The 22,176-nt window shown below is 72.2% G+C and carries 22 protein-coding genes and 1 tRNA gene; 9 read left to right on the top strand and 14 right to left on the bottom strand.

Annotated features, from left to right (window positions below):
• From ACZ49J_RS03550 to ACZ49J_RS03560, 3 genes are all read right to left on the bottom strand, one after another.
• The gene (locus ACZ49J_RS03550; protein ID WP_467447603.1) at positions 1–624 is read right to left on the bottom strand and encodes a DUF4383 domain-containing protein; all 624 of its coding nucleotides are present in this window, start codon (positions 622–624) and stop codon (positions 1–3) included.
• A 108-nt stretch (positions 625–732) separates the two neighbouring features.
• Positions 733–2,178 carry a hypothetical protein gene (locus ACZ49J_RS03555; RefSeq protein WP_467447604.1) on the bottom strand — a complete coding sequence of 482 codons (1,446 nt, stop codon included), beginning with the start codon at positions 2,176–2,178 and terminating at the stop codon, positions 733–735.
• Between the two features lie 73 nt (positions 2,179–2,251).
• Positions 2,252–3,067: a DUF4097 family beta strand repeat-containing protein gene (locus ACZ49J_RS03560; protein ID WP_467447605.1), complete on the bottom strand. Its 816-nt coding sequence runs from the start codon at positions 3,065–3,067 to the stop codon at positions 2,252–2,254.
• Positions 3,068–3,294: 227 nt separating this feature from the next.
• Between ACZ49J_RS03560 and ACZ49J_RS03565 the strand changes: the two genes are divergently transcribed.
• A tRNA-Val gene (locus ACZ49J_RS03565) sits at positions 3,295–3,366 on the top strand.
• Positions 3,367–3,410: 44 nt separating this feature from the next.
• Here the strand turns inward: ACZ49J_RS03565 and ACZ49J_RS03570 are convergent.
• Positions 3,411–3,761: a hypothetical protein gene (locus tag ACZ49J_RS03570; protein ID WP_467447606.1), complete on the bottom strand. Its 351-nt coding sequence runs from the start codon at positions 3,759–3,761 to the stop codon at positions 3,411–3,413.
• Between the two features lie 102 nt (positions 3,762–3,863).
• A complete protein-coding gene (locus tag ACZ49J_RS03575; protein WP_467447607.1) occupies positions 3,864–4,907 on the bottom strand; it encodes an NAD(P)-dependent alcohol dehydrogenase in 1,044 nt (347 codons plus the stop codon).
• 95 nt (positions 4,908–5,002) lie between these two features.
• Here ACZ49J_RS03575 and ACZ49J_RS03580 point away from each other — a divergent pair, with 95 nt between their 5' ends.
• Both ACZ49J_RS03580 and ACZ49J_RS03585 read left to right on the top strand, forming a co-directional pair.
• Positions 5,003–5,617, top strand: a complete 615-nt coding sequence (locus ACZ49J_RS03580; protein WP_467447608.1) for a TetR/AcrR family transcriptional regulator — start codon at positions 5,003–5,005, stop codon at positions 5,615–5,617.
• A gap of 66 nt (positions 5,618–5,683) precedes the next feature.
• Complete coding sequence (locus ACZ49J_RS03585; RefSeq protein ID WP_467447609.1) at positions 5,684–5,914, top strand: DUF2277 domain-containing protein; 231 nt, start codon at positions 5,684–5,686, stop codon at positions 5,912–5,914.
• 178 nt (positions 5,915–6,092) lie between these two features.
• Here the strand turns inward: ACZ49J_RS03585 and ACZ49J_RS03590 are convergent, their stop codons facing one another.
• The 5 genes from ACZ49J_RS03590 to ACZ49J_RS03610 form a co-directional block, all read right to left on the bottom strand.
• Positions 6,093–6,701, bottom strand: coding sequence for a DedA family protein (locus ACZ49J_RS03590; protein ID WP_467447610.1), 609 nt, complete (start codon positions 6,699–6,701; stop codon positions 6,093–6,095).
• Positions 6,702–7,009: 308 nt separating this feature from the next.
• Positions 7,010–7,465 (bottom strand): DoxX family protein, encoded by a 456-nt coding sequence (locus ACZ49J_RS03595; RefSeq protein WP_467447611.1) that lies wholly within the window; start codon positions 7,463–7,465, stop codon positions 7,010–7,012.
• 87 nt (positions 7,466–7,552) lie between these two features.
• Complete coding sequence (locus ACZ49J_RS03600; protein ID WP_467447612.1) at positions 7,553–9,499, bottom strand: FAD/NAD(P)-binding protein; 1,947 nt, start codon at positions 9,497–9,499, stop codon at positions 7,553–7,555.
• A gap of 305 nt (positions 9,500–9,804) precedes the next feature.
• Positions 9,805–11,445 (bottom strand): alkaline phosphatase D family protein, encoded by a 1,641-nt coding sequence (locus tag ACZ49J_RS03605; RefSeq protein WP_467447613.1) that lies wholly within the window; start codon positions 11,443–11,445, stop codon positions 9,805–9,807.
• A gap of 253 nt (positions 11,446–11,698) precedes the next feature.
• Positions 11,699–12,343, bottom strand: a complete 645-nt coding sequence (locus ACZ49J_RS03610) for an HNH endonuclease family protein (protein WP_467447614.1) — start codon at positions 12,341–12,343, stop codon at positions 11,699–11,701.
• A gap of 511 nt (positions 12,344–12,854) precedes the next feature.
• Here ACZ49J_RS03610 and ACZ49J_RS03615 point away from each other — a divergent pair.
• Both ACZ49J_RS03615 and ACZ49J_RS03620 read left to right on the top strand, forming a co-directional pair.
• Entirely contained in the window at positions 12,855–13,436 is a 582-nt protein-coding gene (locus ACZ49J_RS03615; RefSeq protein ID WP_467447615.1) for a TMEM165/GDT1 family protein, read from the top strand.
• Positions 13,437–13,630: 194 nt separating this feature from the next.
• Complete coding sequence (locus tag ACZ49J_RS03620; RefSeq protein ID WP_467447616.1) at positions 13,631–14,305, top strand: HAD family hydrolase; 675 nt, start codon at positions 13,631–13,633, stop codon at positions 14,303–14,305.
• A gap of 226 nt (positions 14,306–14,531) precedes the next feature.
• Here the strand turns inward: ACZ49J_RS03620 and ACZ49J_RS03625 are convergent, their stop codons facing one another.
• Positions 14,532–15,584: a peptidoglycan-binding domain-containing protein gene (locus ACZ49J_RS03625; RefSeq protein ID WP_467447618.1), complete on the bottom strand. Its 1,053-nt coding sequence runs from the start codon at positions 15,582–15,584 to the stop codon at positions 14,532–14,534.
• A gap of 125 nt (positions 15,585–15,709) precedes the next feature.
• Between ACZ49J_RS03625 and ACZ49J_RS03630 the strand changes: the two genes are divergently transcribed.
• Positions 15,710–17,902, top strand: a complete 2,193-nt coding sequence (locus tag ACZ49J_RS03630; RefSeq protein ID WP_467447619.1) for an MDR family MFS transporter — start codon at positions 15,710–15,712, stop codon at positions 17,900–17,902.
• A gap of 13 nt (positions 17,903–17,915) precedes the next feature.
• Here ACZ49J_RS03630 and ACZ49J_RS03635 read toward each other — a convergent pair whose 3' ends face one another.
• On the bottom strand, positions 17,916–18,446 hold the full coding sequence (locus ACZ49J_RS03635; RefSeq protein WP_467447620.1) for a GNAT family N-acetyltransferase: 531 nt from the start codon (positions 18,444–18,446) through the stop codon (positions 17,916–17,918).
• A gap of 180 nt (positions 18,447–18,626) precedes the next feature.
• On the opposite strand from ACZ49J_RS03635, the gene ACZ49J_RS03640 reads away from it, so the two are divergent.
• Both ACZ49J_RS03640 and ACZ49J_RS03645 read left to right on the top strand, forming a co-directional pair.
• On the top strand, positions 18,627–19,295 hold the full coding sequence (locus ACZ49J_RS03640; protein WP_467447621.1) for a hypothetical protein: 669 nt from the start codon (positions 18,627–18,629) through the stop codon (positions 19,293–19,295).
• Positions 19,296–19,310: 15 nt separating this feature from the next.
• Positions 19,311–19,841 carry a hypothetical protein gene (locus tag ACZ49J_RS03645; protein WP_467447622.1) on the top strand — a complete coding sequence of 177 codons (531 nt, stop codon included), beginning with the start codon at positions 19,311–19,313 and terminating at the stop codon, positions 19,839–19,841.
• Between the two features lie 572 nt (positions 19,842–20,413).
• Here ACZ49J_RS03645 and ACZ49J_RS03650 read toward each other — a convergent pair.
• A complete protein-coding gene (locus ACZ49J_RS03650; protein ID WP_467447623.1) occupies positions 20,414–20,839 on the bottom strand; it encodes a DnaJ family domain-containing protein in 426 nt (141 codons plus the stop codon).
• A 150-nt stretch (positions 20,840–20,989) separates the two neighbouring features.
• Here ACZ49J_RS03650 and ACZ49J_RS03655 point away from each other — a divergent pair, with 150 nt between their 5' ends.
• Positions 20,990–21,385 (top strand): FHA domain-containing protein, encoded by a 396-nt coding sequence (locus tag ACZ49J_RS03655; RefSeq protein ID WP_467447624.1) that lies wholly within the window; start codon positions 20,990–20,992, stop codon positions 21,383–21,385.
• Positions 21,386–21,397: 12 nt separating this feature from the next.
• On the opposite strand, the gene ACZ49J_RS03660 is transcribed toward ACZ49J_RS03655, so the two are convergent.
• The gene (locus ACZ49J_RS03660) at positions 21,398–22,075 is read right to left on the bottom strand and encodes an O-methyltransferase (RefSeq protein WP_467447625.1); all 678 of its coding nucleotides are present in this window, start codon (positions 22,073–22,075) and stop codon (positions 21,398–21,400) included.
• Positions 22,076–22,176: the final 101 nt, after the last annotated feature.

The raw sequence follows: 22,176 nt of genomic DNA on the forward strand, positions 1-22,176 counted from the left end.
TCACCGGCCGGCGTCCTCTCCCGGGGACCCCCTGGATTCCCGTGAGCCCCGGGGGAGGACGCCGACGCCTTCCGTGGGCCTTCCCCGGCCCACCTGCTCCTGCTGCCGCTGCTCCCGCTCCGCCTGTTCCGGGTGGCGGGCCCTCCAGTACGGGCTGTCGTGCGGCAGGGCCGTCCCCACCCGCCCGTACATGCCGAAGGCCATCAGCAGCACGCCGTAGATGAAGCTGAACATGACGTTCTGGATGTGGAAGGCGAGGAAGTTGTAGTCGGTGTCCAGCAGGCCCAGGTTCACGAAGCCGCTGAGGACGAACAGGACGCCGAGCACCATGTTGAGCGTGGACGCGAAGTTGCCGCCGATCACCATGCCCGCGAACAGCAGCAGGCCGACACAGATGGACAGGACGCTGAGCGTGCCGTTCGTGTTGAGCCCGGCGACCGTGTCCCCCTCGGTGTCGAAGTAGCCGATCTTGTCGATCAGGCCCAGGATGCCGAAGGCGAGGAGGACGAGCCCCATGAGGCCCGCGCCGATCCGGTAGACCCTGTTGAGCCGGTGGTCCACCGGCAGGTGCTCGTCGAACCGGATGCGCCGATCCGGTTCCTGGCGCACTGAGTGTGAGACCATGTCGCCTCCCTGGGGTGCCGACGGAGGCCGTGCGTACCCTCTCAATATCCGCCCGCGAGCGCCACGGCGCCAACGGCGGCCCCGTCGGGCACCGCCTCCCGCGCTGCCTCACGCGCCGCCCGAACCCCGGTCCTCCCGGATCCGCGACACCACCCGGGCCACCGTCGCCCGGACGGCCTCCGTCTCCGTCAGGAAGTGCCAGTAGTCGGGGTGCCGTCCCTCCAGTGTGCCGATCGCACGCTCCAGGCGGGCGACCGAGTCGTCCAGCGGGCGGGCGTGCCGGGGGTCGGGCGTGGAGCGGCCCGCCATGGCCAGGCGCTGGGCGTCACGGATCGCGAACCGCGTGCGGTCGATCTCCTGCTGGGGGTCCTTCTGCACGGCGTTCAGCCGCCGGAGCCGGTCCCCGGCCGCCGAGACCGCCTCGTCCGTGTCGTTCAGCAGCGCCCGCACCGTCGACAGCAGCGAGGTGGCGTCCGGCCAGCGCTGCTCGTCCCGCGCGGCCCGCGCCTCGCGCAGCTTCAGCTCGGCCCGCGCCACGCTCTGGGCGGCCTGCTCCGGCACGTGCTGCAGGTCCTGCCAGCACGCGGCCGAGAACCGCCGCCGCAGCTCGCTCAGCACCGGTTCCACCTGCTCGGAGCGGGTGCGCAGCGCCTCCGCGCGCGTACGCAGCGACACCAGCCGGTGGTCGGTCTCCGCGGCCCGCTCCGGCAGCCGCTCCGCCTCCGCGCGCACCGCCTCGGCGTCCCGCACGACCCGGTCGGCGCGCTCCAGCGTCTCCGGTACGCCGTGCTGTCCGGCGCCCTGGTTGAGTTTGGTGAGCTCGGGGCCGAGGGCGGCCAGACGGGCCGCGAGGTCGTCGGCCCCCAGCCCCGAACTCCGCACGCCGTCCAGGGCGTTGGTGGCGGCGAGCAGGGCCTGGCGGGCGCGCTCCACGGCCGGGGCCAGCCGGGCCAGCTGCGTCTCGGCCTTGCCGAGCAGCGGGCCGAGTCCGTCGGCGAAGCGGTCCAGGTCCTGTTTGACCCGGGTCAGTTCGTCCTTGGCGGCGGTCAGCTCCGTCCGGGCGCGGGCGGCGACCGAGGCCTCCAGGTCGTCCCGGTCGAGGTCGTGGGCGTCGACGGCGTTGATGTACTGGTGGCTGACCTCGTCGATGCGCCGCCCCAGCGCGTCGAAGTCCGACACGGCCCTGCGGGCGGCCGGGGAGTCGTCGACGGCGGTGATGGTCTCTATGGAGATCCGCAGATCGCGCTGGGCGGTGTCGAGCTCGTAGAACGCCGCCGCCGCGGCGTCCTTCGCGGCCTGCGCCTCCGCCCGCTGGCTCTCCGCCCGCCCCCCGAACCACCGCCGCGTACCCCCACCGGCGAAGGCCGCGGGCAGGGCGAGCGCGGCGAGCACGGGCAGCGCCACGAGGACCAGCAGGTCGCGGGTGCCGGAGGGGGCCGAGACGTGACGGGGTACGTCGGTGGCGCCGCCGGACGGCCTTCCCGGGCGGGGACACACGGAGTGCTGCGCGCGTGACGCGAACGGCGTGTCCGGCCGCGAAGGTGTCGCCGTCACATCCCTCTCCCGTGCTGTGGTCCGCCCTGCCCGGTTCATTCTCCCACCCGGTAAGGACGAACACACGGGCCGTTCAGTTCAGCGTTCGCACCGTGACCGAGCCGTCCTTCGTCCGGGCGGCGACGACGTGGTCGCTGGACTCGTCCCGGGGCACGGACACGTCCACGGAACCGTCGCCGGTCTCGGTCGTCACGCGGTACCTCTCGCGGGGCAGCCCGATGGAGATGGAGCCGTCCCCGCTGCGTGTGTCCACCAGGTCCGGTACGACGTCGAGTTCGAGCTTGAGCGAGCCGTCCTCGCTGCTGGCCCTGACCTCGCGCGACGCGATGCCGGTCGCTCGCACGGAGCCGTCGTCGGAGTGCAGGTCCAGCCCGCCGGTGGTGTCCGACACCCGCACGGACCCGTCGCCGGCGTGGACCTTCAGCGGTCCGGTGGAGTCGGCGACCCGTACGGAACCGTCCGCTGTGCGGACGTCCAGCGCCTCCTCGAACCCCTTCGCCGTGACGCCGCCGTCCCTGTTCTTCACGGTGACGGCGACCCCGCGCGGCACCTCGATGCGGTGCTTGGCCGAGCAGTCCGCCACGAAGCCCGAGCACTTCACCCGCAGCTTCAGCCGGTCGTCCTTCATTTCCCAGGTCACACGGGGGTCCCCGCCCAGGACGACGCGCCCGTCGAACCACCGGGTCACCTCGACCTCGTCCACGTCCGCCGGGACGAGCTCCAGCGCGGAGTCGTCCGAGTCGACAGTGAGCGTACGGCCCTGCAGGGCGAAGGACCGCTGTTCGGGGTCCTCGTCGTCGCCGGGACTCGCGCACGCGACGGCGGTCGCCATGAGCACCACGATGGTCCCGCTGACGGCTGCCGCCCGGACACGCGCTGTACGAGCCATGATCTCCCCCTGCTGCCTGGACCCTCGGGGCCCGTTCCGACGACGACGTTCTCGACCGCCACGCCGTGCTGCTCCGGCGTACTCCGACCGTATGGACCGGGCGAGCCGAGGGGGATCCGGGTCGCTCCCGGATCAGCGGTAGGGATAACCCCCGGTACGGGTTTGGGGGGCACGCCGTCCGGCAATGTAGGCTGTCGACTCGTCCGAGCGCGGAGCTCAGGGCGTCCGGGTGCGTAGCTCAGGGGTAGAGCGCCTGCCTTACAAGCAGGATGTCGGCGGTTCGAAACCGTCCGCGCCCACCGGTACGAAGACCCCGGCCTCGATGGGCCGGGGTCTTCGGCGTTCAGGCCTCCTCCGTCGTGACCTTCTCCTCGTCGCGGGCGTGCTTGAGGCGCATGCGGGCGTCGACCTTGTGCTCGGTGTCGACCTCGTCCCAGAAACGGTGGCAGCTGACGAACACGGCGAGCTCCCGCTCGCGCTCGCGCAGCTTCTCGACCTCCGCCTGCTCGTCGGCCGTCCAGCCGGGGGAGGCGGGTCGTTCGATCTTTCGCCAGCCGTGGTCGTCGCTGAAGCCGTCCAGCGGCTCGACCGACCAGGGGAGCCGCTTGAGAAGGGCCAGCAGCTCGGCCCGGACCTGATGCAGCTCCTCCTGGCCGGCCAGGAGGTCACTCGGAAAGTCATAGGTCTCAGCCACGCGGCAATGCTACGCCTGTTCGAATTTGGGATGCGAGTTCCTTCTGTCACTTCGCGGGAACTGCCGTGGCGCGGCTCTTCGGCCGGCCACGCCCTTCGTCGTTCAGTCCAGGTCGGACAGGTCGAGTACGAAGCGGTAGCGGACCTCGTTGCGGCGGAGGCGGTCGAGGGCCTCGTTCGCTCGGGCCGAGGGGAGCAGTTCGATGTCGGCGGTGATGCCGTGCTCGCCGCAGAAGGCCAGCATGGCTGCTGTCGCGGGCCTGCCGCCGCTGCCCGCGGAGCTGAGTTTCTTGCGTCCCACGAGCAGGTCGGTGGCCTCCACGGTGATGGATCCGAGGTGGCCGAGGTGGCTGAGTGTTCCGTCCATGGCGACCAGACGCAGGTAGGGGCCGAGGTCGTGCGGGGCGGAGATGGTGTCGATGACAACGTCGAACCGGTCGCGGGCGTCAGCCATCTGTTCCGGGTCCGTGGAGACGAGGAGACCGTGGGCACCGAGACGGCGAGCGTCGCCGGCCTTGTCCGGTGAGCGGCTGACCACCCAGGTGTCGGCGCCGAGTGCCGCGGCGATCTTGACCGCGAGATGGCCCAGCCCGCCCAGTCCCGCCACGGCGACACGGGTCCCCGGCCCCACGCCGAGGGCGTGCAGCGGTTCCCAGACGGTGATCCCGGCGCAGAGCAGAGGAGCGGCGGCGGCCGGGTCGAGGCCGGCGGGAAGCGGGTAGGCGAAGCGGTCGCGGACGACGTACTCCCGGGAGTAGCCCCCCAGGGTGGTCGATCCGTCGTGCCGGTCGGTGCCGTCGTAGGTCAGGGTCGGGAAGGCGCGGCAGAAGTTCTCCTGACCTGCCCGGCACATGGCGCACTCGCCGCACGAATCGACGATGTTGCCCACCGCGACCGGGTCACCGACGGTGAAGCGGGTGACCGCGGGGCCGGTCTCGGTCACCACGCCCGTGAACTCGTGCCCTGGCACCAGGGGGCGGCCGGCTTCGCCGTTCCGGGCGCTGACGGCGTGGACATCGGTGTGGCAGACGCCGCAGTAGTCGACCCGGACCGCGAGGTCGTCGGGGCGCAGGTCGCGCCGCTCCAGTGGCGTCCGCCGCAGTGTCGCCGACGGGCCGCTCAGCTGCCAGCCAACGGTGCTCCTCATGCCGCCTCCTTGTAGACAGACTGTTTGGTCTATTTACCGTAGGCGCAACCGGCCCGTATAGGCAAACCAACTGTTCTGTCTGGTAGTGTCGGAGCATGGCCGATCAGCCCTTGACCTCGCGTGGAGCCGCGACGTACCAGCGCATCCTCGACGCGGCGACCCGGGAGTTCGCCGAGTACGGGATCGCCGGTGCGCGCGTCGAGCGGATCGTTGCCGCGGCACGCACGAACAAGGCGCAGCTCTACGCCTACTTCGGCAGCAAGGAAGGGCTCTTCGACGCCATCTTCTTCGGCTCGCTGGAGCGGATCGTGAATGTCGTCCCGATCGACGCCACCGACCTCGCGGACTGGGCCGTACGCCTCTACGACGAGTATCTCCGCCGCCCCGACCTCATCCGGCTGGCCACCTGGGCACGCCTGGAGCGACGCCCGGCCGGCCACCTGGTCGAGGACCCCGATCGCCTCGACGACCGCAAACTGCGGGCCATCGCCGAGGCCCAGGCCGCCGGTCTGGTGCGCCAGGGAGATCCGTTCGACGTGATGGCCCTGGTGATCGCCATGTCCATGGCGTGGTCACCGGTCAGCAATGTCTACGCGGCGACGGCGCAGGAGCCCCCCGAACTGCACGAGCAGCGTCGGACCCTGCTCCGCGAGAGCGTCCGCCGCGCCATGACGGCCGAACAGATCCAGGGCCTGTCAGACAGGCCCTAGTCCTGCCCCGCCCAAGCGGTCTCGGTTCTCGCAACGGTCCGCGTCGCCCAGGTGCAGACTGGACCTATGTGCCGCAGCATCAAGACCCTCCGCCCGCCCGTCCTCCCCGAGGAAGCCACCGAGGAGGAGATCCGGGCCGCCGCCCTCCAGTACGTGCGCAAGGTGTCCGGCTTCCGGGCTCCGGCCGCCCACAACCGTGAGGTGTTCGACCGCGCGGTGGACGCCGTGGCGGCGGCCACGGCGGAGTTGCTGGCGGGGCTGGAGGTGAGGGGGAGCCGGGCGGCTGCCGCCGGCTGAGCGGGGTGGGCGCCGTCGGAGGTGGGGTCGTTCTTGGCTGCGGGTCCGTCGTGGTTGACCGCGCCCGCGCGGCGGAGCCGCAAATCGACACAGCCCCGCGCTTTCAGGGGCGCGGGGAACCGCACGACCAGCCACCACCAACCCGCACTCACCCCCGGCAGAACCCGGCAGACGAGACCTACCGGCCCCCAGCGGAGCGCGGACGCATCACGTACGCCGCCCCCGCTCCCGCCCCGAACAAGGCGCCCACGGACACCGCCGTGGCGCCCCACGACGCGCCCAGCCAGTGTGCGCCGAAGTAGCCGAGGGCCACGCTGTAGGCGGCCCAGGTGATGCCGGCCAGGATGGACCAGGGGAGGAAGTCGCGGACCCGGCGGTGGGCGGCGCCGGCGCCGAGGGAGACGACCGAGCGGCCGGCGGGGGCGAAGCGGGCGAGGACCACGAGGGCGCCGCCACCCCGGGCGAGGGCCGCGCCGAGACGTTCCTGCGCGGTGGTGAGGCGGCGGGAGCGGGCGATGGCGCGGTCCAGGCGCTCACCGCCCCGCCAGGCCACGCGGTACGCCAGCAGGTCGCCGAGCACGGAGGCGGTCGCCGCGGAGAGCAGGAGGGCGAGGATGTCCGGGACGTCCTGCGCACCCGTCGCCGTACCCGCCGCGGCCGCGGTCGCCGCCGCGATGACCAGGACACCGCTCGGCAGGATCGGGAGGAAGACGTCCAGCAGGATGGAGGCGGCCACCACGGCGTATATCCATGGGCCGGCTGTCAGCGACCCCACACTCTCCAGCACCGACAACTCCCCCTGACTGCCCCCGTGGGCCGCTGTGTCGCCGGGACACCGAGCGGCCTTTGACAGCCAGACAGCGTACGCCCCGGGTGTGACAGACGGCTCACAGGGGCTCGTGTGGCCGTCATGCGCCGTTCACCCGGATGTCGCCCCGGACGCACGGGCAGTTGCAGGCGCGCACCGACCGGGGATTCCGCTTATGCGAAAGCCGAGAAGAAGGTGTGGCTGGACTTCACCGTCGATGCGGTCGTGACACGCGGTGGCGCCCGCCTCCGCGGGGCGGAGACGGGCGCCGGCGTACGGGGTTCGAGTCAGGCCGCCACGGGAGTCTGGTCCGAGGCGGGCTTCTTCGCGGACGCGGCCGAGCGGCCTGCGAAGATTCGGTCGAGGCCGAACGCGCCGGAGCCCGTGAAGACGAGCAGGAACATCGACCAGCAGTACATCGCGGCGCCCTCGCCCTTGTTCTCGATGGGCCACAGCCCCTGGGGCTGGTGCACCTTGAAGTACGCGTAGGCCATGGCGCCGGAGGCGATGAACGCCGCGGCACGGGTACCGAGGCCGAGCAGCACCAGGCTGCCGCCGACGAGTTCGATGACGGCCGCGTACCAGTTGGGCCAGGCGCCGGTCTCGGCGGAGGCGCCGTTGCCGTCCACGCCTCCGAAGGCGCCGAAGAGCGACATGGCTCCGTGGCAGGCGAAGAGCAGGCCGATGACGATGCGGAACAGGCCGATGGCGTACGGCTGGGCGTTGTTGAGGCGTCCGGTCATGTGGGGGACTCCTTCGGTCTGGTTTCCCGGTTCTTTGTGAAGGACCGGTGGGGACGAGTACCGAGCGGTAACCCACGCTAGGGCGGCCTAATCTATGGTTGCAAGTTCAACATTCGGCCATGCCGTCGCTTCCGCTTGATGTTCCGTTTGCTGGTCGACGGCGCGCAGCGCCGCGCGGGCCACGGCGTCCGCGTCGGACAGCGTGACGGAATCCACCCCGGGCCTGGCCCCGGCGGCGGTCACCCAGTGCACTCCCTCCGTGGGCACACCGAACGCGAACCGCCTTGAGTGAGCGCCTCCCTGGCGATCCATCAGGTGATACGGGCGCGGTGTCACGTCCACACCTCCCGTCTCGTAGCCGTCCACGGTGTGCGGGCGGGCCTGACCCGTCCTCAGCAGTCCGGCGAGGAGCTCGTCGGCGGTCCGGCGCAGGTCCGGTTCCGGAAGGCGCGCCTCGATGAGCGTGGTCGCACGGACGGCCGAGCCGGGGACCTCGGGGGAGTGCGCGTGCCAGGCCCCCTCGTCCGGCCGCACCCTCAGGCGCGGGCCCAGGACCGTCAGGACACCCGCCTCGATCAGGGCGGCCATCTCCTCGATACGGCTGCGGGGCGGGCCGATGGAGAGGTACGCGTTGAGCGGCGTGTACCAGCCGTCCAGGTGGTCGCGGCGGGAGGCGCCGGTCAAGCCGCCGTGGTCGACGATCAGCCGGAGCTCGTTGCGCAGGTCCCGCAGCACGTCGAGGGCGGCCTTGAGCGGGCCGTCGACGTTGCCGAGCGCCGCCTGCGCCGCGTCCGCGCGGAGGTAGGCCAGCAGCCAGTCGCGCCAGGCGCCGGGATCGGGGAAGGAACGGCCGGCGTACGGCCGCGCAACGCGGTCCCAGGACCAGCGGTCGGCGTGGGGAATGCCGAACTCGTCGAGGACGGCGGTCTCCTGGGCACTGCGGTGGGCGGTGGAGAGGAAGCGGTCGCGGAAGGAGGCGAGGAAGCGGTCGCGGATGGAGGCTAGGGCGGGGCGGCCGCGAAGTACGCCTTCGTAGTAGACCGTTTCGACCTCCTTCGCCACCAACGGCCATATCTCCGTCAGGAAGTCGGGGGCCTCGCCCGAGTCCGCGCGTTTGCGGAAGCCCGCGATCACCTCGGGGGTGAGGACGAGTGGGATGTGACGCCCGTACGGGCCCTTCGCGTTGTCGCCGCGCGCCTGGTACGGGATGCCGCGCCGGGACCCCGCGTACAGGCGCGGCTCGCGCCCTGAGGGGACGTACCGCAGGCCCTGCCGACCGCGGGTGAAGCGGCCGCCGCGGCCGATGGTCAGCAGGGCCATGTGGTCGAAGAAGTTGAGGCCCAGGCCGCGCAGGAGGACGGGCTCGCCCGGGGAGAGGGGGGTGAGGTCCACGTCGGCCGGGTTGGCGGGCGGGATGTGGCGCAGTCCGTGGCGGGCGGCGTACGACGTGAGTTCGCGCTCGGCGCGGTCGGGGGCCGTGGGCAGGTGGCCCTGGGCGAGGACCACGGCGGACAGGCCGGTCAGGGTGCGGCCGGTGGACAGGGCGAGGGTCTGCAGGCCGTCGGGGGCGTCGTCCAGGCGGACCGCGCGGGCGCGGTGCACCTCGACCCGGAGCGCGGGCGGCGCCTGGCGCACCACCTCGGTGAAGACCCATTCCAGGTAACGGCCGTACTGCGCGCGGGTCGGGTACTCGTCGGGGCCCAGTTCGCCGGCCGCCCAGGCGTGGAGGCTCGGCCCCGGGCGGATCGGGCCCGAGCAGTCCACGCTCTCGTCGGTGAACAGGGTCACCTGCGAGGCGACGGTGTTCATGAGCAGGTGGGGGGACTGGGCGGTGCGCCAGACCCGGCCGGGGCCCGGGGGCGCCGGGTCGACGACGTGGACGGTCAAGTGGGCGCCGGGCCGCAGGAGTTCGGGCGCGGAGGCGCACAGGCGCTCCAGGACGCTGGTGCCGCGCGGGCCCGCCCCGACGAGGGCGACGGAGACGCAGGAGGTCTCGGAGGGGTCCTCGGCGGTGGGGGTGGTCGCTGCGGACAAGGCGGGTGACTCCCGTGCGTGGGGGGCGCGCTGCGGCAACCGTCCGCTGGAAGCGGACGGTCCGCCTCATCATGCCGTCGTACGGGGCCGGAGCAGAGCCCTGGGGGTGCCGGGTGTGGGATGCCTCACGAGCATCACGGGCAACGGAGGCAACACCTGAACGTATACAGCAAAGAGGTACAAGGCGGTTATCGGGGGCGAGTTGCCGGGGCGGGAGAGCTCCGGGGTTGCCGGGTCGGGAGAGCCACGGGAGGTGCGGGGGCGAGAGATTTACGGGAGGCGCGGGGGCGGGAGAGTCACGGGAGTCACCGGGGGGCCAGTTCGTACTCCGTCACCGTCTCCAGCCGGGGCCTGCCGTGCCGGGACGCCCGGGCCTGGTCGAGCCGCAGCCGGGCCGAACGGCCGCTCAGGGTCAGGGTCATCAGCTGGTTGCCGAACCACGGGCCGCCCGTCCGCCGCCAGTCCAGGGAGGGCCGCTCGCCCCGGCCGTGCCGCTCGAAGAAGCGGCCCAGGGCACGCCCCACGCCGCTCCAGCCGAAGCGGAAGCCGAGACGGATGGAGAGGGGGATCGAGTTGTGCACGGGGGAGCAGGTCAGCTGCAGGACGCGCGCGCCGGGGCCGCCTCCGGCCGGCCACGACGGCTCCGCGACGTAGGCGTGGTGCACGTCGCCGGAGAGCACGCACACCGTCGCCGGCGCACGCTCGCCCGACCCGGCCTCGGCGATGAGCGCGGCCAGCGCCTCGAACGACGCCGGGAACGCCGCCCAGTGCTCCAGGTCCGCCCGCCGCCGCAGGTCCTCCCCGAACCGTGCCCACCGCTCTCCGCGCTCGCCCCGGCACAGGGCTGCGTTCCAGGCCTCGGCGTCGTGCACGAGGTGGGGCAGCAGCCAGGGGAGCGAGGTGCCGATGAGGAGGTGGTCGTACGAGCCGGGGCCGTCCAGCACCTGCTCGCGCAGCCACTGCTCCTCGGCCGGGCCCAGCATCGAGCGGTTGCCCTCGTCGAGGACGCGCGCGGCCCGGGTGTCGACCATCAGCACGCGGACGCGCCCGAAGTCGCGCCGGTAGCTCCAGCGGACCGAGGAGGGGTCCCGGTCGGCCTTGGCGGCGTGGGCGCGCAGCAGGTCCGTGCCGTCGGGGGCGGCGCGGACGGCGGCGTACAGCGGGTCGGCGGCCAGTTCGGCGGGGGACAGGTTGCCGAGGTGCTGGTGGACCCAGTACGACATCAGCCCGCTCAGCAGCCGCTCGCGCCACCAGGGCGTGGCCCGCATGTCGGCGAGCCAGGAGGCGCTGGTGTTCCAGTCGTCGATGACGTCGTGGTCGTCGAAGATCATGCAGCTCGGGACCGTGGAGAGCAGCCAGCGCACCTCCGGGTCGAGCCAGGACTCGTAGTAGAGGTGCGTGTACTCCTCATAGTCCGCGACCTGGTCGCCGGGCGGCTCGGAGAGGTCGCGGCGCGCGGCGAGCCAGCGGCGGGTGGCACTCGACGTCTCGTCCGCGTACACCTGGTCGCCCAGCAGCAGGAGCACGTCGGGGCGCTCGGCCGCGGGGTCGGCGGCGATACGGGCGGCGAGGGTGTCCAGGGCGTCCGGGCCCACCGGGTCGTTCTCGTCCTCGGGAGGGGCGGCCCAGCGGCAGGAGCCGAAGGCGACACGGACGGCGTCCCCGTCGGGGGTGCGGATCTCGGAGGGCGGGAAGGGCGAGTCGGCCAGGGGCCACACGGGGGTCCCGTCGAGGAGGACCTCGTACGCCGTCGCCGTGCCGGGACGCAGGCCCGTCACCTGGACCAGCGCGTAGTGGTGGCCCGCCACCTGGAAGGTGCGCATCTCGCCGCGCGCTCCGCCGGTGCAGCGCACCTCGGCGGTGCACGGACGGCTCGTCTCGACCCACACGGTCGCGGTCGAGTCGTCCACGTATCTCAGCAGTGGTCCCAGCCGTAGCCCCGCCATCGGCGATCACCCGCCCTTTTCCTCGGTCGGTTCGCCTCTTCGGCTCACCCTCCTCCGTCGACCCGTACGGTACGGAACGACGGAGGTGAGCGGGGAGGTTCCGGGGTTCCGGTTTGGTCGCGGTGGCCGTCGGCGGTCTTCCGCGGTACCGGGTGAGGCCCGGGCGGGCGTGGGGGAGGGGCCCGGACCTCACCGCGGATCCATGGGCCGGCCGGGCTCGGCGGCGCCCGGCCGGGATGAGGGAAGGAACGGTTCAGCAGTTGGCCAGGTAGCTGGTCAGGGCGCTCTTCTCGGCCGAGTCGACCGACAGGTCGTAGTAGTACTTCACCTGGACCCAGGCGCGGACGTAGGTGCAGCGGTACGCGGTGCGCGACGGCATCCAGGTGGCGGGGTCCTGGTCGCCCTTCGACTGGTTGACGTTGTCCGTGACGGCGATGAGCTGCGGGCGGGTGAGGTCGTTGGCGAACGCCTGGCGCTGGGAGCTGGTCCAGCTGTCGGCGCCGGAGTCCCAGGCCTCGGCGAGCGGGACGAGGTGGTCGATGTCGAGGTCGGAGGCGGCGGTCCAGGTCGCGCCGTCGTACGGGGAGTACCAGCTGCCGCTGGTGGAGGCGCAGGCGGAGTCCGTGACGACGTTCGTGCCGTCGCGCTTGAGGACCGTCTCGCGGGTGTTGCAGGTGCCGCTGATGGTGATCCAGTGGTTGAACAGGTCCCGGTTGTAGCCGGTCCGGTCCTCGGTCGCCACGGTCAGGGTGGCGAGGTAGGAGCGGGCGGTGGCGGCGCTGACCGGGGTCGGGAGCGCGGCAGAGGCGCTCGGGCCGTTGAAAAGTCCCGCCATGGCTATGAGGCCGGTCATGGCGGCGAGTACACTGAGTCGTCGACGCGCGTAGACCTTGCGCATGCGAACTCCCTTGTGGGTGGGGGCGGTTGCGGTGCGAGCAACGGAACTCTCGCGTCGCTCTGTTTCCGTCAGGTGAGCGTTCGGTGAGAAGTTAATGACGTGCCCATGACAGAACAAGGGTTCGGTGTGTGCGGGTTTCCTGTGGGTTTTCGGGGAGGCGCTCTGACGTGCCCTTTTGTGAAGGGTGACGTGGACGGGGGCGCGGAGGCCGGCGAACGGGCCCTGCCGGGGCTGTGCACGCCGTCCCGTACGATGGATGGCGCAGAAGGGGAGTAGCTCTTCGCCGGACCGTCGACACACTGCTCAGCTCAGCTGGGCCGGCGCCCGGAGGCGGGTCCCGTTGACGGGGCCGGCCAGCGAGACCTTCGGCAAGCAGTGCGCTGCCCGTGCCGCCCGGTGCGGGTGTCCGCCCGTGTCCATTGGCGCGGGTGCCACGTGTGTGCTGCCGTGCCGAGGTGTCGCGTCAGCGGACGGTCTTTCTCGGCGGGCAGCCCCGACCGATTGAGAGATCGTGATCAGCTTCAGTGTCCTGGCGCTCGTCTTCGGTGTCGTCTTCCTCGCCGAACTCCCGGACAAGACCGCCCTCGCCGGTCTCGTCCTGGGGGCGCGCTATCGGGCCTCATACGTCTTCGTCGGTGTCGCCGCCGCCTTCGCCGTGCATGTCGCGATCGCCGTCGCGGCCGGCAGCGTGCTGACGCTGCTGCCGGGGCGGATCGTGTCCGCGCTCACCGGTGTGCTGTTCCTCGGCGGTGCGGCGATGCTCCTGCTGAAGGGCGACGAGGGCCAGGAAGAGGTCCGCGAGCCAGGGAGTCAGAGCTTCTGGAAGGTCTCGGGGGCGGGCTTCATGCTCATCCTGGTCGCCGAGTTCGGTGATCTCACCCAGATCATGACGGCCAACCTCGCGGCCCGCTACGACGATCCGCTCTCCGTGGGGCTCGGCGCGGTACTCGCGCTGTGGGCGGTGGCCGGCCTGGGCGTCATGGGGGGCAAGGCGCTGATGAAGCGGGTGCCGTTGCGCCTGATCACCAGGGTCGCGGCGCTGGTGATGCTGGGGCTCGGCGTGTGGAGTCTGTACGAGGCCGTGGCCGGGTGAGGGCGCGCGGGTGAACCCGGGTGACCCGGGAGGTGACCCGCGCGAAAGTCCCGCCCGGGAGTGGTGGCGTGGCGGGTGCCGATTTTGTATCGTGGAGGAACAAAGTGGCTCCCGCCCGTTTTCCCTGACCGGCGGGCGGGGCCACCTTGTCCTTCCGGGGCCGTTCTCGCGGCCCCCTTCCCGTCTCCTGGAGCATGCCGATGACGGACACCACCGTTCTGACCGCCCGCGCCCTCCTGCTCGACATGGACGGCACCCTCGTCAACTCGGACGCCGCCGTGGAACGGATCTGGCGCCGCTGGGCCGACCGGCACGGGCTCGACGGCGACGACGTCATGAAGGTGGTGCACGGGCGGCAGGGGTACGCCTCCATGGCCGTGCTGCTGCCCGGCCGGCCGATGGAGCAGAACCACGCGGACAACGCGCGGCTGCTGGCCGAGGAGACCGCGGACACGGACGGTGTCGTGGAGATACCGGGCGCGGCGGCGTTCCTGGCCTCGCTGGCCGGTGTGCCGCACGCGCTCGTGACGTCGGCGAACGTCGCGCTGTCCACGGCTCGCATGGAGGCCGCGGGCCTGCCGTTGCCGGATGTGCGGGTGACCGCGGAGTCCGTGGGGGCGAGTAAGCCCGACCCCGAGGGGTTCTTGAAGGGGGCCGCGGAGTTGGGGGTCGCTCCTGCGGACTGCGTGGTGTTCGAGGACTCGGGTGCGGGGATCTCGGCGGGGCGCGCCGCGGGGATGCGGGTGGTGGGGGTCGGGCCCCGGGCCGGGGCACACGGGCCGGATGTGTGGGTGCCGGATCTGACGCGGGTGGCGGTGGATGTGGTGGACGGGGTGGATGGGGGCGGGGTTCGGTTGCGGGTGTGGTGAGGTCGCCGTCTTGAGGGCGCGGGGCGCGGGTGCGGGGGCGTTGGTTGAGATCCGCGGGTTGCCGGGGGCTGGTCGCGCAGTTCCCCGCGCCCCTGAGGGGGCGCCGGCCGCGGGTCCTACGTGGCTTGGCGCCCACGCGGCGGAGCCGCATGACCGACACAGCCCCGCGACCCTGGCGGCGCGCGCTTCCCCCCTCCGCCCCTTGTTCCCCCAGCCCCCTGAGGGGCTAAGGCTCCTCGGTCTCTGACTCCAGTTCCTCTCTGGTCGCCACGCCGTAGACGCCCGAGTCGTCGTCGATGTCGCGGGTGAACTGGTAGTGGCGGACCGCCGCTTCCACCTGCTCGTCGAAGTTCCCGTCGATGTCGCCCAGGTAGATGGCCAGTTGGCGGAGGCGGAGCTGTAGTTCGGTGACCTCGGGGCCGTCGTCGCCGAGGCGGAGGACCTGGGGACGGCGTTGGTCGTCGGCCTCGTCGGAGCCGGAGGGCTTCGAGGCGGTGACGCCGGCGGAGGGGGTGGTCCGGGTCGGGGTCGGTGAGGGGGAGGGGGACGACGAGCCGCTGGTCCTGGAGGGGGAGGGGGCCGCGCTCGTGCCCGGCGCTGTGGGCGGGGCGTTGTTCGCGGGGGATGTCGACCGGGCTGTCCCGGTGGGCTCCTCCGGTGAGGCCTCGTCGTCCGGCGACGTGTCCGGGACGCTCGCCCGCAGGTCGTCCGGCAGCGCCTTGTCGCGGGTGGGCGTGTCGTAGGAGAAGAGGCCGCCGGCGAAACCCGCGGCGGCCAGGACGGCCGCGACGGCGCCCGCGACGGCGAGCGTCATGCGGTGGCCGCGTCGGCCGGAGCGGGAGCCGCGCTCGGGCGGCGACGGGAGCGTGGGCTCCGTGGGCGGGGGCTCCGTGGGTCCGGAGGGCTCCGTGGGTCCGGGGAACTCGGTGGGCCCCGAGGGCTCGTGCTCGAAGAGCTGGACGTCGGCCGAGTCCGGGCGGGTCGTCGTGGCCGCCACCGGCATGGCCAGCGTGGGGATGTCGTCGGGTTGCCGCGGGGGAGCGGGTGGTGTGGCGGCCGCGGCGCCTGGCGTGTCGTCGCCCAGTTCGACGTACGGGCGTATGCGTAACGGGTCGAAGTCCTCGGCCGCCGCCGCCTCCGCCGTGCGGGCGTGGCGCAGGGCCTCCGAGGTGCGGCGGTTGCACGAGCAGGACGGAGTGCCGTCCAGGGCGCGCGGTGCCGCGCACCCCGGGCAGGTGTGGCCGTGCGGTTGGCCGCCGTTGCCGCTTGCTTCACTCACGTGTGGTCCCTCCCCGTACGAACTCCAGAAATTATGCAGATCTCACGCACAGAATCTCCCAGGCGCCCCGGGAGTCGCGGATTTCGTCAGGACTCAACAGGCCATAACCGGTCACACCGATCACGATGGAGAGGAAACTGGAGGCGGGGCCGGGCGAGAGCCTCGCCACCCGGGAGGTCTGCATGGCGTCAGGAATATCTGGAACGCCGGGAAAGCCGGAGACACCGAGTACGTCCGGTGCACCGAGTGCGTCCGGTGCGTCGCGGACCTCGGGCGGGGCCGGTGGTGCCCGCCCGGCCGGGCGCGGGGGCGCCGCCACGGAGCGTGCCGAGCGTGGTGTCCTGGTCTCCATCGGCGCACTGCTGCTGGGCATGCTGCTCGCCGCACTCGACCAGACCATCGTGTCGACCGCGCTGCCGACGATCGTCAGCGACCTCGGCGGCCTGGACCACCTGTCCTGGGTGGTCACCGCGTACCTGCTGGCCTCGACCGCCGCCACCCCGCTGTGGGGGAAGCTCGGTGACCAGCACGGCCGAAAGAGGCTCTTCCAGGCGGCCGTCGTCATCTTCCTCGTCGGGTCCGCGCTGTGCGGAATGGCGCGGAACATGCCCGAGCTGATCGCCTTCCGGGCGGTTCAGGGACTCGGCGGCGGAGGGCTCATGGTGCTGTCCATGGCGATCGTCGGCGACATCGTCCCGCCGCGCGAACGAGGCAGGTACCAGGGGCTGTTCGGGGCCGTCTTCGGTGCGACCAGTGTGCTCGGGCCGCTGCTCGGCGGGCTGTTCACCGAGCATCTGAGCTGGCGTTGGGTCTTCTACGTCAACCTGCCGGTCGGGGCCGTGGCGCTCGCCGTGATCGCCGTCGTGCTGCGCCCGCCCGTGCGCGCCACACGCCACGTCATCGACTACCTCGGTACGTTCCTCATCGCGTCCGTCGCCACCTGCCTGGTCCTCGTCGCCTCCCTCGGCGGCACGACCTGGGAGTGGGATTCGCCGCAGATCGTCGGGCTCGCGGTGCTCGGGGTGGTGCTGGCCGCCGCGTTCGTCGCCGTGGAGCGGAGGGCCGCCGAGCCCGTCCTGCCGCTGAAGCTGTTCCGCGTCCGGACGTTCACGCTGTCCGCCGTCATCAGTTTCGTCGTCGGCTTCGCCATGTTCGGCGCGATGACGTACCTTCCGACGTTCCTGCAGGTGGTCCAGGGCGTCTCGCCGACCGTGTCCGGCGTCCACATGCTGCCGATGGTGCTGGGCCTGCTGCTGGCGTCCACCGCCTCGGGGCAGATCGTCAGCCGCACCGGCCGCTGGAAGGTGTTCCCGGTCGCGGGCACCGCCGTGACGACGCTGGGTCTGCTGCTGCTCCACCAGTTGGACGAGAACAGCTCCGACGGCGAGATGAGCGCGTACTTCTTCGTCTTCGGGCTGGGCCTCGGCCTCGTCATGCAGGTGCTGGTGCTGGTCGTGCAGAACGCGGTGCCGTACGAAGACCTGGGCGTCGCCACGTCCGGCGCGACCTTCTTCCGGGCGATCGGCGCCTCGTTCGGCGTGGCCGTCTTCGGCACGGTCTTCGCGAGCCGCCTGGCCGACAAGCTCGCGACGGCACTCGGGGGCGCGCGGCTCCCGCCCGGCGTCACCCCGGACACGCTGCGCGCCGACCCGCGCGGCATCGGCGAACTCCCGCCCGCGCTCCGCGCCGACGCCCTCCACGCGTACGCCTCCGCGATCACGGACGTCTTCCTTTACGCGGCGCCGGTCGCCCTCCTCGGCTTCGTGCTGGCCTGGTTCCTGCGAGAGGACCCGCTGCGGGGCTCGGTGACGGCGCCGGACATCACCGAGACGCTGGCGAGCAACCCGGTCGAGCGGTCGTCGTACGACGAGGTGTGCCGGGCGCTGTCGCTGCTCGGGTCCCGGGAGGGGCGGCGGCGGGTCTACGAGACGATCACCGCTCGGGCGGGCTACGACCTGTTGCCGGCGGCGAGCTGGCTGCTGCTCAGGATCAGGAAGTACGGCCGTGCCGAGCCCGCCCTGCTCGCCGAGCGCAGCACGGTGCCGCTGGACGTCGTCCTCGCCGCGTCCCGTCAGGTCGAGGAGCGCCGTCTCGCCCGCCGTGAGGGCCTCGACCTCGTGCTCACCGGCACCGGCCGTGAGGCCGCCGACCGGCTGTCCCGGGCCCGTGAGGAGTCCCTCGCCGAACTCCTCGGCGACTGGTGGGGCCCGGACCGTCCCACCGACCTGGTGCGGCTGGTGGCCGAACTGAACGCCGAGTTGTGCGGCTCCGACGCGGAACGTCCCCGTGGCGGGGGCGGCACCCGGGTGGGGACGTGAACGGCCGGGGCGTTCAGCTCGTGGTGAGGCAGCGCGTGGTGAGGTTCTTGCGGAACCAGTGCTCGGCGTAGGGCTGCTCGTTGTAAGGCTCGGTCTCCTCGTAGCCGAGCCGGGCGTACAGCGCGCGGGCCTCCACCAGGTCGCCGCGGGTGTCCAGCACGATCCGCGCGGCCCCCAGGGAGCGCGCCGCGTCCTCGGCGGCACCCACGAGCAGCGCGGCCCCGCCCCTGCCGCGCGCCCTCTCGTGGAGGAAGACCCGCTTGAGCTCCGCCGTGAGGGGGCCGAGCATCCGTATGCCCGCGGTGCCCACCGGCTCGTCTCCGTACCGGGCCACCAGCAGCAAGCCGCCGGGCGGGGCCAGGTAGGCGCCGGTGTCCGCGGCGACCTCGCGCTCCAGCTCGTCCGGGTCCGTCCGGCGCCCCTCGTGCAGCAGGTACCAGCGGTCGCTGACCTCCGTGTAGTACGCCCGCCAGAGCGCGGCGGCGACGGGTGAGTCGTGGGGCTCGGGGGCGATGGACCAGGCGGTGGTCGTGGGGGAGGCCATGCGGGCCATTGTCGGGAGGGGGTGCCGGCCGGCCGCAAACGATTAATCACTCGCTCGCCGGCCGCCAGGGGCTGTGCATCGACACGGTGCGGCAGGAATCGTGAACAGTTTGAGAAGGGCCGTCCGGGCAACCCGGTGCTGAAACCCGACCCATCGGGTCGAAAAACCCGGAAGGCATCCATGTCCACAGGCATGATCATCACTCTGGTCGTGATCGTGGCGGTCGTGGTCGTCGTCGCGGCCGCCCTGACCCTGCGCAAGCGAAACGCCCCCGGCGGCCACGGGCTGCGGCGGCGCTTCGGGCCCGAGTACGAACGGACGCTGGCCCGGCACGACGGCGACACCAGGGCCGCGGAACACGAGCTCGCGGAGCGGGTGAGGCGGCACGGCTCACTGCGGACGCGGCCGCTGGAGCCCGCGGAACGCGAGCGGTACGAGGCCCGCTGGGCCGCGCTCCAGGAACGCTTCGTCGACTCGCCGCGGGAGGCGGTCGCCGAGGCGGACCGGCTGCTCGGTGAACTGGCGGGCGCGCGCGGCTTCCCGGACGGCGGCCGCTACGACGAGCAGCTCGACGCGCTGTCGGTGCACCACGCGCACCACGTCCACGGGTACCGGCGGGTGCACCACGCCGTGCACTCCCCGGACGGTGACGGCACCGGGGGCCGTGCGGGTACGGAGGAGATGCGCGAGGCACTGGTCGAGGCCCGCGCCCTGTTCGACGAGCTTCTGGCGCCCAACCGCCACGCGGCGAAGACGGACCGCCACTCCAGGCCGGCGGCGCCTGCGCGCGCGAACAGCCGGGCCCACCTGCCGTGGGGATTCACCAGGCGCCATGCGAAGGGGAGTTGAGGGGAGTTGAGGGGGATGGCTGACAATCCGAGGCCCGGCGAGGGCCGTGAGGGCGTTGAGCGGGTCGCGGGCGTCGAGGGCGCCACAGGTTCCCAGGGCACCAACGACCTCAGGGGCGTCGAGGGGTCGCACCGGCGGGAGCCGGCACTGACGGGACACGACGTCCCGGCGGGCCTGGCGGAGCCGGCGGGCACGTCCGGGGCCGGGGCCGGCACCAGTGGCCGGTCGGCGTCGGCGGGGGCCGTGCCCGGGTCCGTGCGGGAGACTCCGCTGCTGCCCCATGAGGAGACGGACAAGTTCTCGATGCGGCTGCAGCACGCGGTCGGTGAGTTCGTCGACGAGCCCCGGGGCGCCGTGGAGGAAGCCGACCATGTGCTGGAGGAGGTCGCGTCGCGCTTCACGGACGCCGTGACGCAGCGGCGCCGGACGCTCCGCATGTCCTGGCAGTCCATGGGGGAGGGCAAGGCCGCCGAGATGGACACGGAGCAGCTTCGGTTGGCGCTGCGGGACTATCGGGAGCTGACTGAGCGGTTGCTGCGGATTTAGTGTTGCCGCGCCTGACGTGGCAGGACGGTGAGACGTGGCAGGACGGTGACGGGCCACGGCCCCGGATCTTCCGGGGCCGTGGCCCGTCGCGTCTGCCCCGTTCGGTGCGTGGGTGGGTGCGGGTTCGTCGTGGCTGGTCGCGCAGTTCCCCGCGCCCCTTGAAAAACCGCGCAGTTCCCCGCGGCCCTGAGAGGCTGCGTGGTTCCTCGCGTCCCCTCAAAGACTGCGCGGTTCCCCGCGCCCCCTAAAGACTGCGCAGTTCCCCGCGCCTTTTGAAAGCCGCGTGGTTCCCCGCGGCCCTGAGAGGCTGCGTGGTTCCTCGCGCCCCCTCAAAGACTGCGCGGTTCCTCGCGCCCCTTAAAGACTGCGCAGTTCCCCGCGCCTATTGAAAGCCGCGTGGTTCCCCGCGGCCCTGAGAGGCTGCGTGGTTCCTCGCGTCCCCTCAAAGACTGCGCGGTTCCCCGCGCCCCTTGAAAGCCGCGTGGTTCCCCGGGCCCCCAAGAACCGCGCAGTTCCCCCGTGGCCCGGGAGTCATGGGCGCACCGTGCAGCACGATGCCCCCCTGGGCGCGTTTACTCCTCGCCCTGCCCCGCGGGCCTCCGGCCCCGGCGGTCGTGCCAGTCTCGGACCACCTGTTCCACGTCGTACGGCTTCAGGCCCAGTGGGGGGCCCGGTGGGGGCTTGAACATCATGTCGCGGATCTTCGTGTTGATCTCCGTGATGATCTTCCGTACGAGCCGCTCGGAGGGTGCCGACGCGGCGGCCGCGAGCGCGTCCTCGGCCTCCTTGCGCAGGGCGAGGGTCGGGGGCAGGACCGACATGCCCTCGCGGGCCATCTTCTGTTTGATCCACCACAGTTCGTCGTACGTCGTGCCGTCGTCGCCCAGTGGCTTCCCGGCTCCCGGGAGCGTGGCGAACTCGCCGCGCGCCTGTGCGTCGCGGATCTGTTTGTCGATGAAGGACTCGAAGCTGACACCCGGTGGCTTCCGCTCGGTCATGAGTCCATTGTGCCGGAGCGCGCCCGAGCGGCCGAGCTGGCGATTTATCATTCGGCGGCGGTACGCCGAGCGGGTGCCGCACAGCGACCATTGGACCGTCTGGACTGCGAGGCCGCGCAGACCGGAGTCCGTGACCCAGAAGGAGCGCACGTGCTCGAACTCACCATGGCCTCGGTCTCCGCGCAGGACTCCGCGGCGACGGCCGGGATGCTGATGGCCGAGGCGCCCAGCGACCCGGGCACGGTGCTGCGGGTGGGCCGCGACAAGTCCGTGTGCCGGCTCGCCACACCCGACGACTGGCTGTTCGTCTCGCGGGTCCACCTGGAGTTCCTGTGCGGCCCGGACGGGAGCTGGCAGGTGACCTGGCTGCGCGGCACGCACGCAGACCCGTCCTCCGAGGTGAGCCTGGTGTTGCTCGGCCGGCAGGCCCAGGCCCTCCCGTACGGCGGCACCGCCACGCTCCCGCAGGGCGGCTCGGGGGAGCTCGTCATCCAGGACCGCACCGCCCCCCGCAGCGTGAACGTGGGTTTCTACCACGAGCTGTGAGGCGCCGAGGCGTCAGTACAGCACCCGCGCCAGCGCGAAGCCGTCGTAGCCCTTGCCGCCCACCGTCTGCACCGCCGTGCCGCTCACCCTCGGGTGGGAGGCGATCAGCTCGAGTGCGGCCCGGGTGCCCCGGATGGCCGGGTCGTCGCTGTCGGCGTCGATGACGCGCCCGCCCCGGACGACGTTGTCGACGACGATCAGCGCGCCGGGGCGGGTGAGCCTCAGGGCCCACTCGACGTAGTGCCGGTTGTTGGCCTTGTCCGCGTCGATGAAGACGAAGTCGAACGGCTCGGGGTTCTCGTCGGCGAGCTTCGGCAGCGACTCCAGGGCGGGCCCCACCCGCACCTCCACGAGCCGGCCGAGGCCCGCGCGGTCCAGGTTGCGGCGGGCCACGTCGGCGTGGCGGGCCTCGTACTCGAAGCTGATCAGCCTGCCCTCCTCGGGGAGCGCGCGGGCCAGCCAGATCGTGCTGTAACCGCCCAGCGTGCCGAACTCCAGGATGCGGCGGGCACCCTGGATCTGCGCCAGGAGCTGGAGCAGCTTGCCCTGGTTGGGGGCGACGTTGATGGGCGGGAGCCCGGCCGCGTCGCTGTCGCGCAGCGCGGCAGCCAGCGCTTCGTCCTCCGGTGAGAGGAGGCCGGAGAAGTAGGCGTCGACGTCGTTCCAGAGCCTCGACTCGCTGCTGCTCATGCACCATGCCTTTCGTATGTCTAGTTAGGGTCGCTAACTACTTCGGCGGTTGATCGTAGTCCTGGGCGTGGCCGGTTGTCGCCCCGATATCGCGCCTTTCA

The sequence above is a fragment of the Streptomyces sp. NPDC030840 genome (genome assembly GCF_055572015.1).

Bases quoted from the DNA above. Each gene is read 5' to 3' on its own strand.
- ACZ49J_RS03550 (WP_467447603.1), bottom strand. From the start codon at position 624: ATGGTCTCACACTCAGTGCGCCAGGAACCGGATCGGCGCATCCGGTTC.
- ACZ49J_RS03560 (WP_467447605.1), bottom strand. From the start codon at position 3,067: ATGGCTCGTACAGCGCGTGTCCGGGCGGCAGCCGTCAGCGGGACCATC.
- ACZ49J_RS03575 (WP_467447607.1), bottom strand. From the start codon at position 4,907: ATGAGGAGCACCGTTGGCTGGCAGCTGAGCGGCCCGTCGGCGACACTG.
- ACZ49J_RS03580 (WP_467447608.1), top strand. From the start codon at position 5,003: ATGGCCGATCAGCCCTTGACCTCGCGTGGAGCCGCGACGTACCAGCGC.
- ACZ49J_RS03585 (WP_467447609.1), top strand. From the start codon at position 5,684: ATGTGCCGCAGCATCAAGACCCTCCGCCCGCCCGTCCTCCCCGAGGAA.
- ACZ49J_RS03595 (WP_467447611.1), bottom strand. From the start codon at position 7,465: ATGACCGGACGCCTCAACAACGCCCAGCCGTACGCCATCGGCCTGTTC.
- ACZ49J_RS03605 (WP_467447613.1), bottom strand. From the start codon at position 11,445: ATGGCGGGGCTACGGCTGGGACCACTGCTGAGATACGTGGACGACTCG.
- ACZ49J_RS03610 (WP_467447614.1), bottom strand. From the start codon at position 12,343: ATGCGCAAGGTCTACGCGCGTCGACGACTCAGTGTACTCGCCGCCATG.
- ACZ49J_RS03620 (WP_467447616.1), top strand. From the start codon at position 13,631: ATGCCGATGACGGACACCACCGTTCTGACCGCCCGCGCCCTCCTGCTC.
- ACZ49J_RS03630 (WP_467447619.1), top strand. From the start codon at position 15,710: ATGGAGAGGAAACTGGAGGCGGGGCCGGGCGAGAGCCTCGCCACCCGG.
- ACZ49J_RS03635 (WP_467447620.1), bottom strand. From the start codon at position 18,446: ATGGCCTCCCCCACGACCACCGCCTGGTCCATCGCCCCCGAGCCCCAC.
- ACZ49J_RS03640 (WP_467447621.1), top strand. From the start codon at position 18,627: ATGTCCACAGGCATGATCATCACTCTGGTCGTGATCGTGGCGGTCGTG.
- ACZ49J_RS03645 (WP_467447622.1), top strand. From the start codon at position 19,311: ATGGCTGACAATCCGAGGCCCGGCGAGGGCCGTGAGGGCGTTGAGCGG.
- ACZ49J_RS03650 (WP_467447623.1), bottom strand. From the start codon at position 20,839: ATGACCGAGCGGAAGCCACCGGGTGTCAGCTTCGAGTCCTTCATCGAC.
- ACZ49J_RS03660 (WP_467447625.1), bottom strand. From the start codon at position 22,075: ATGAGCAGCAGCGAGTCGAGGCTCTGGAACGACGTCGACGCCTACTTC.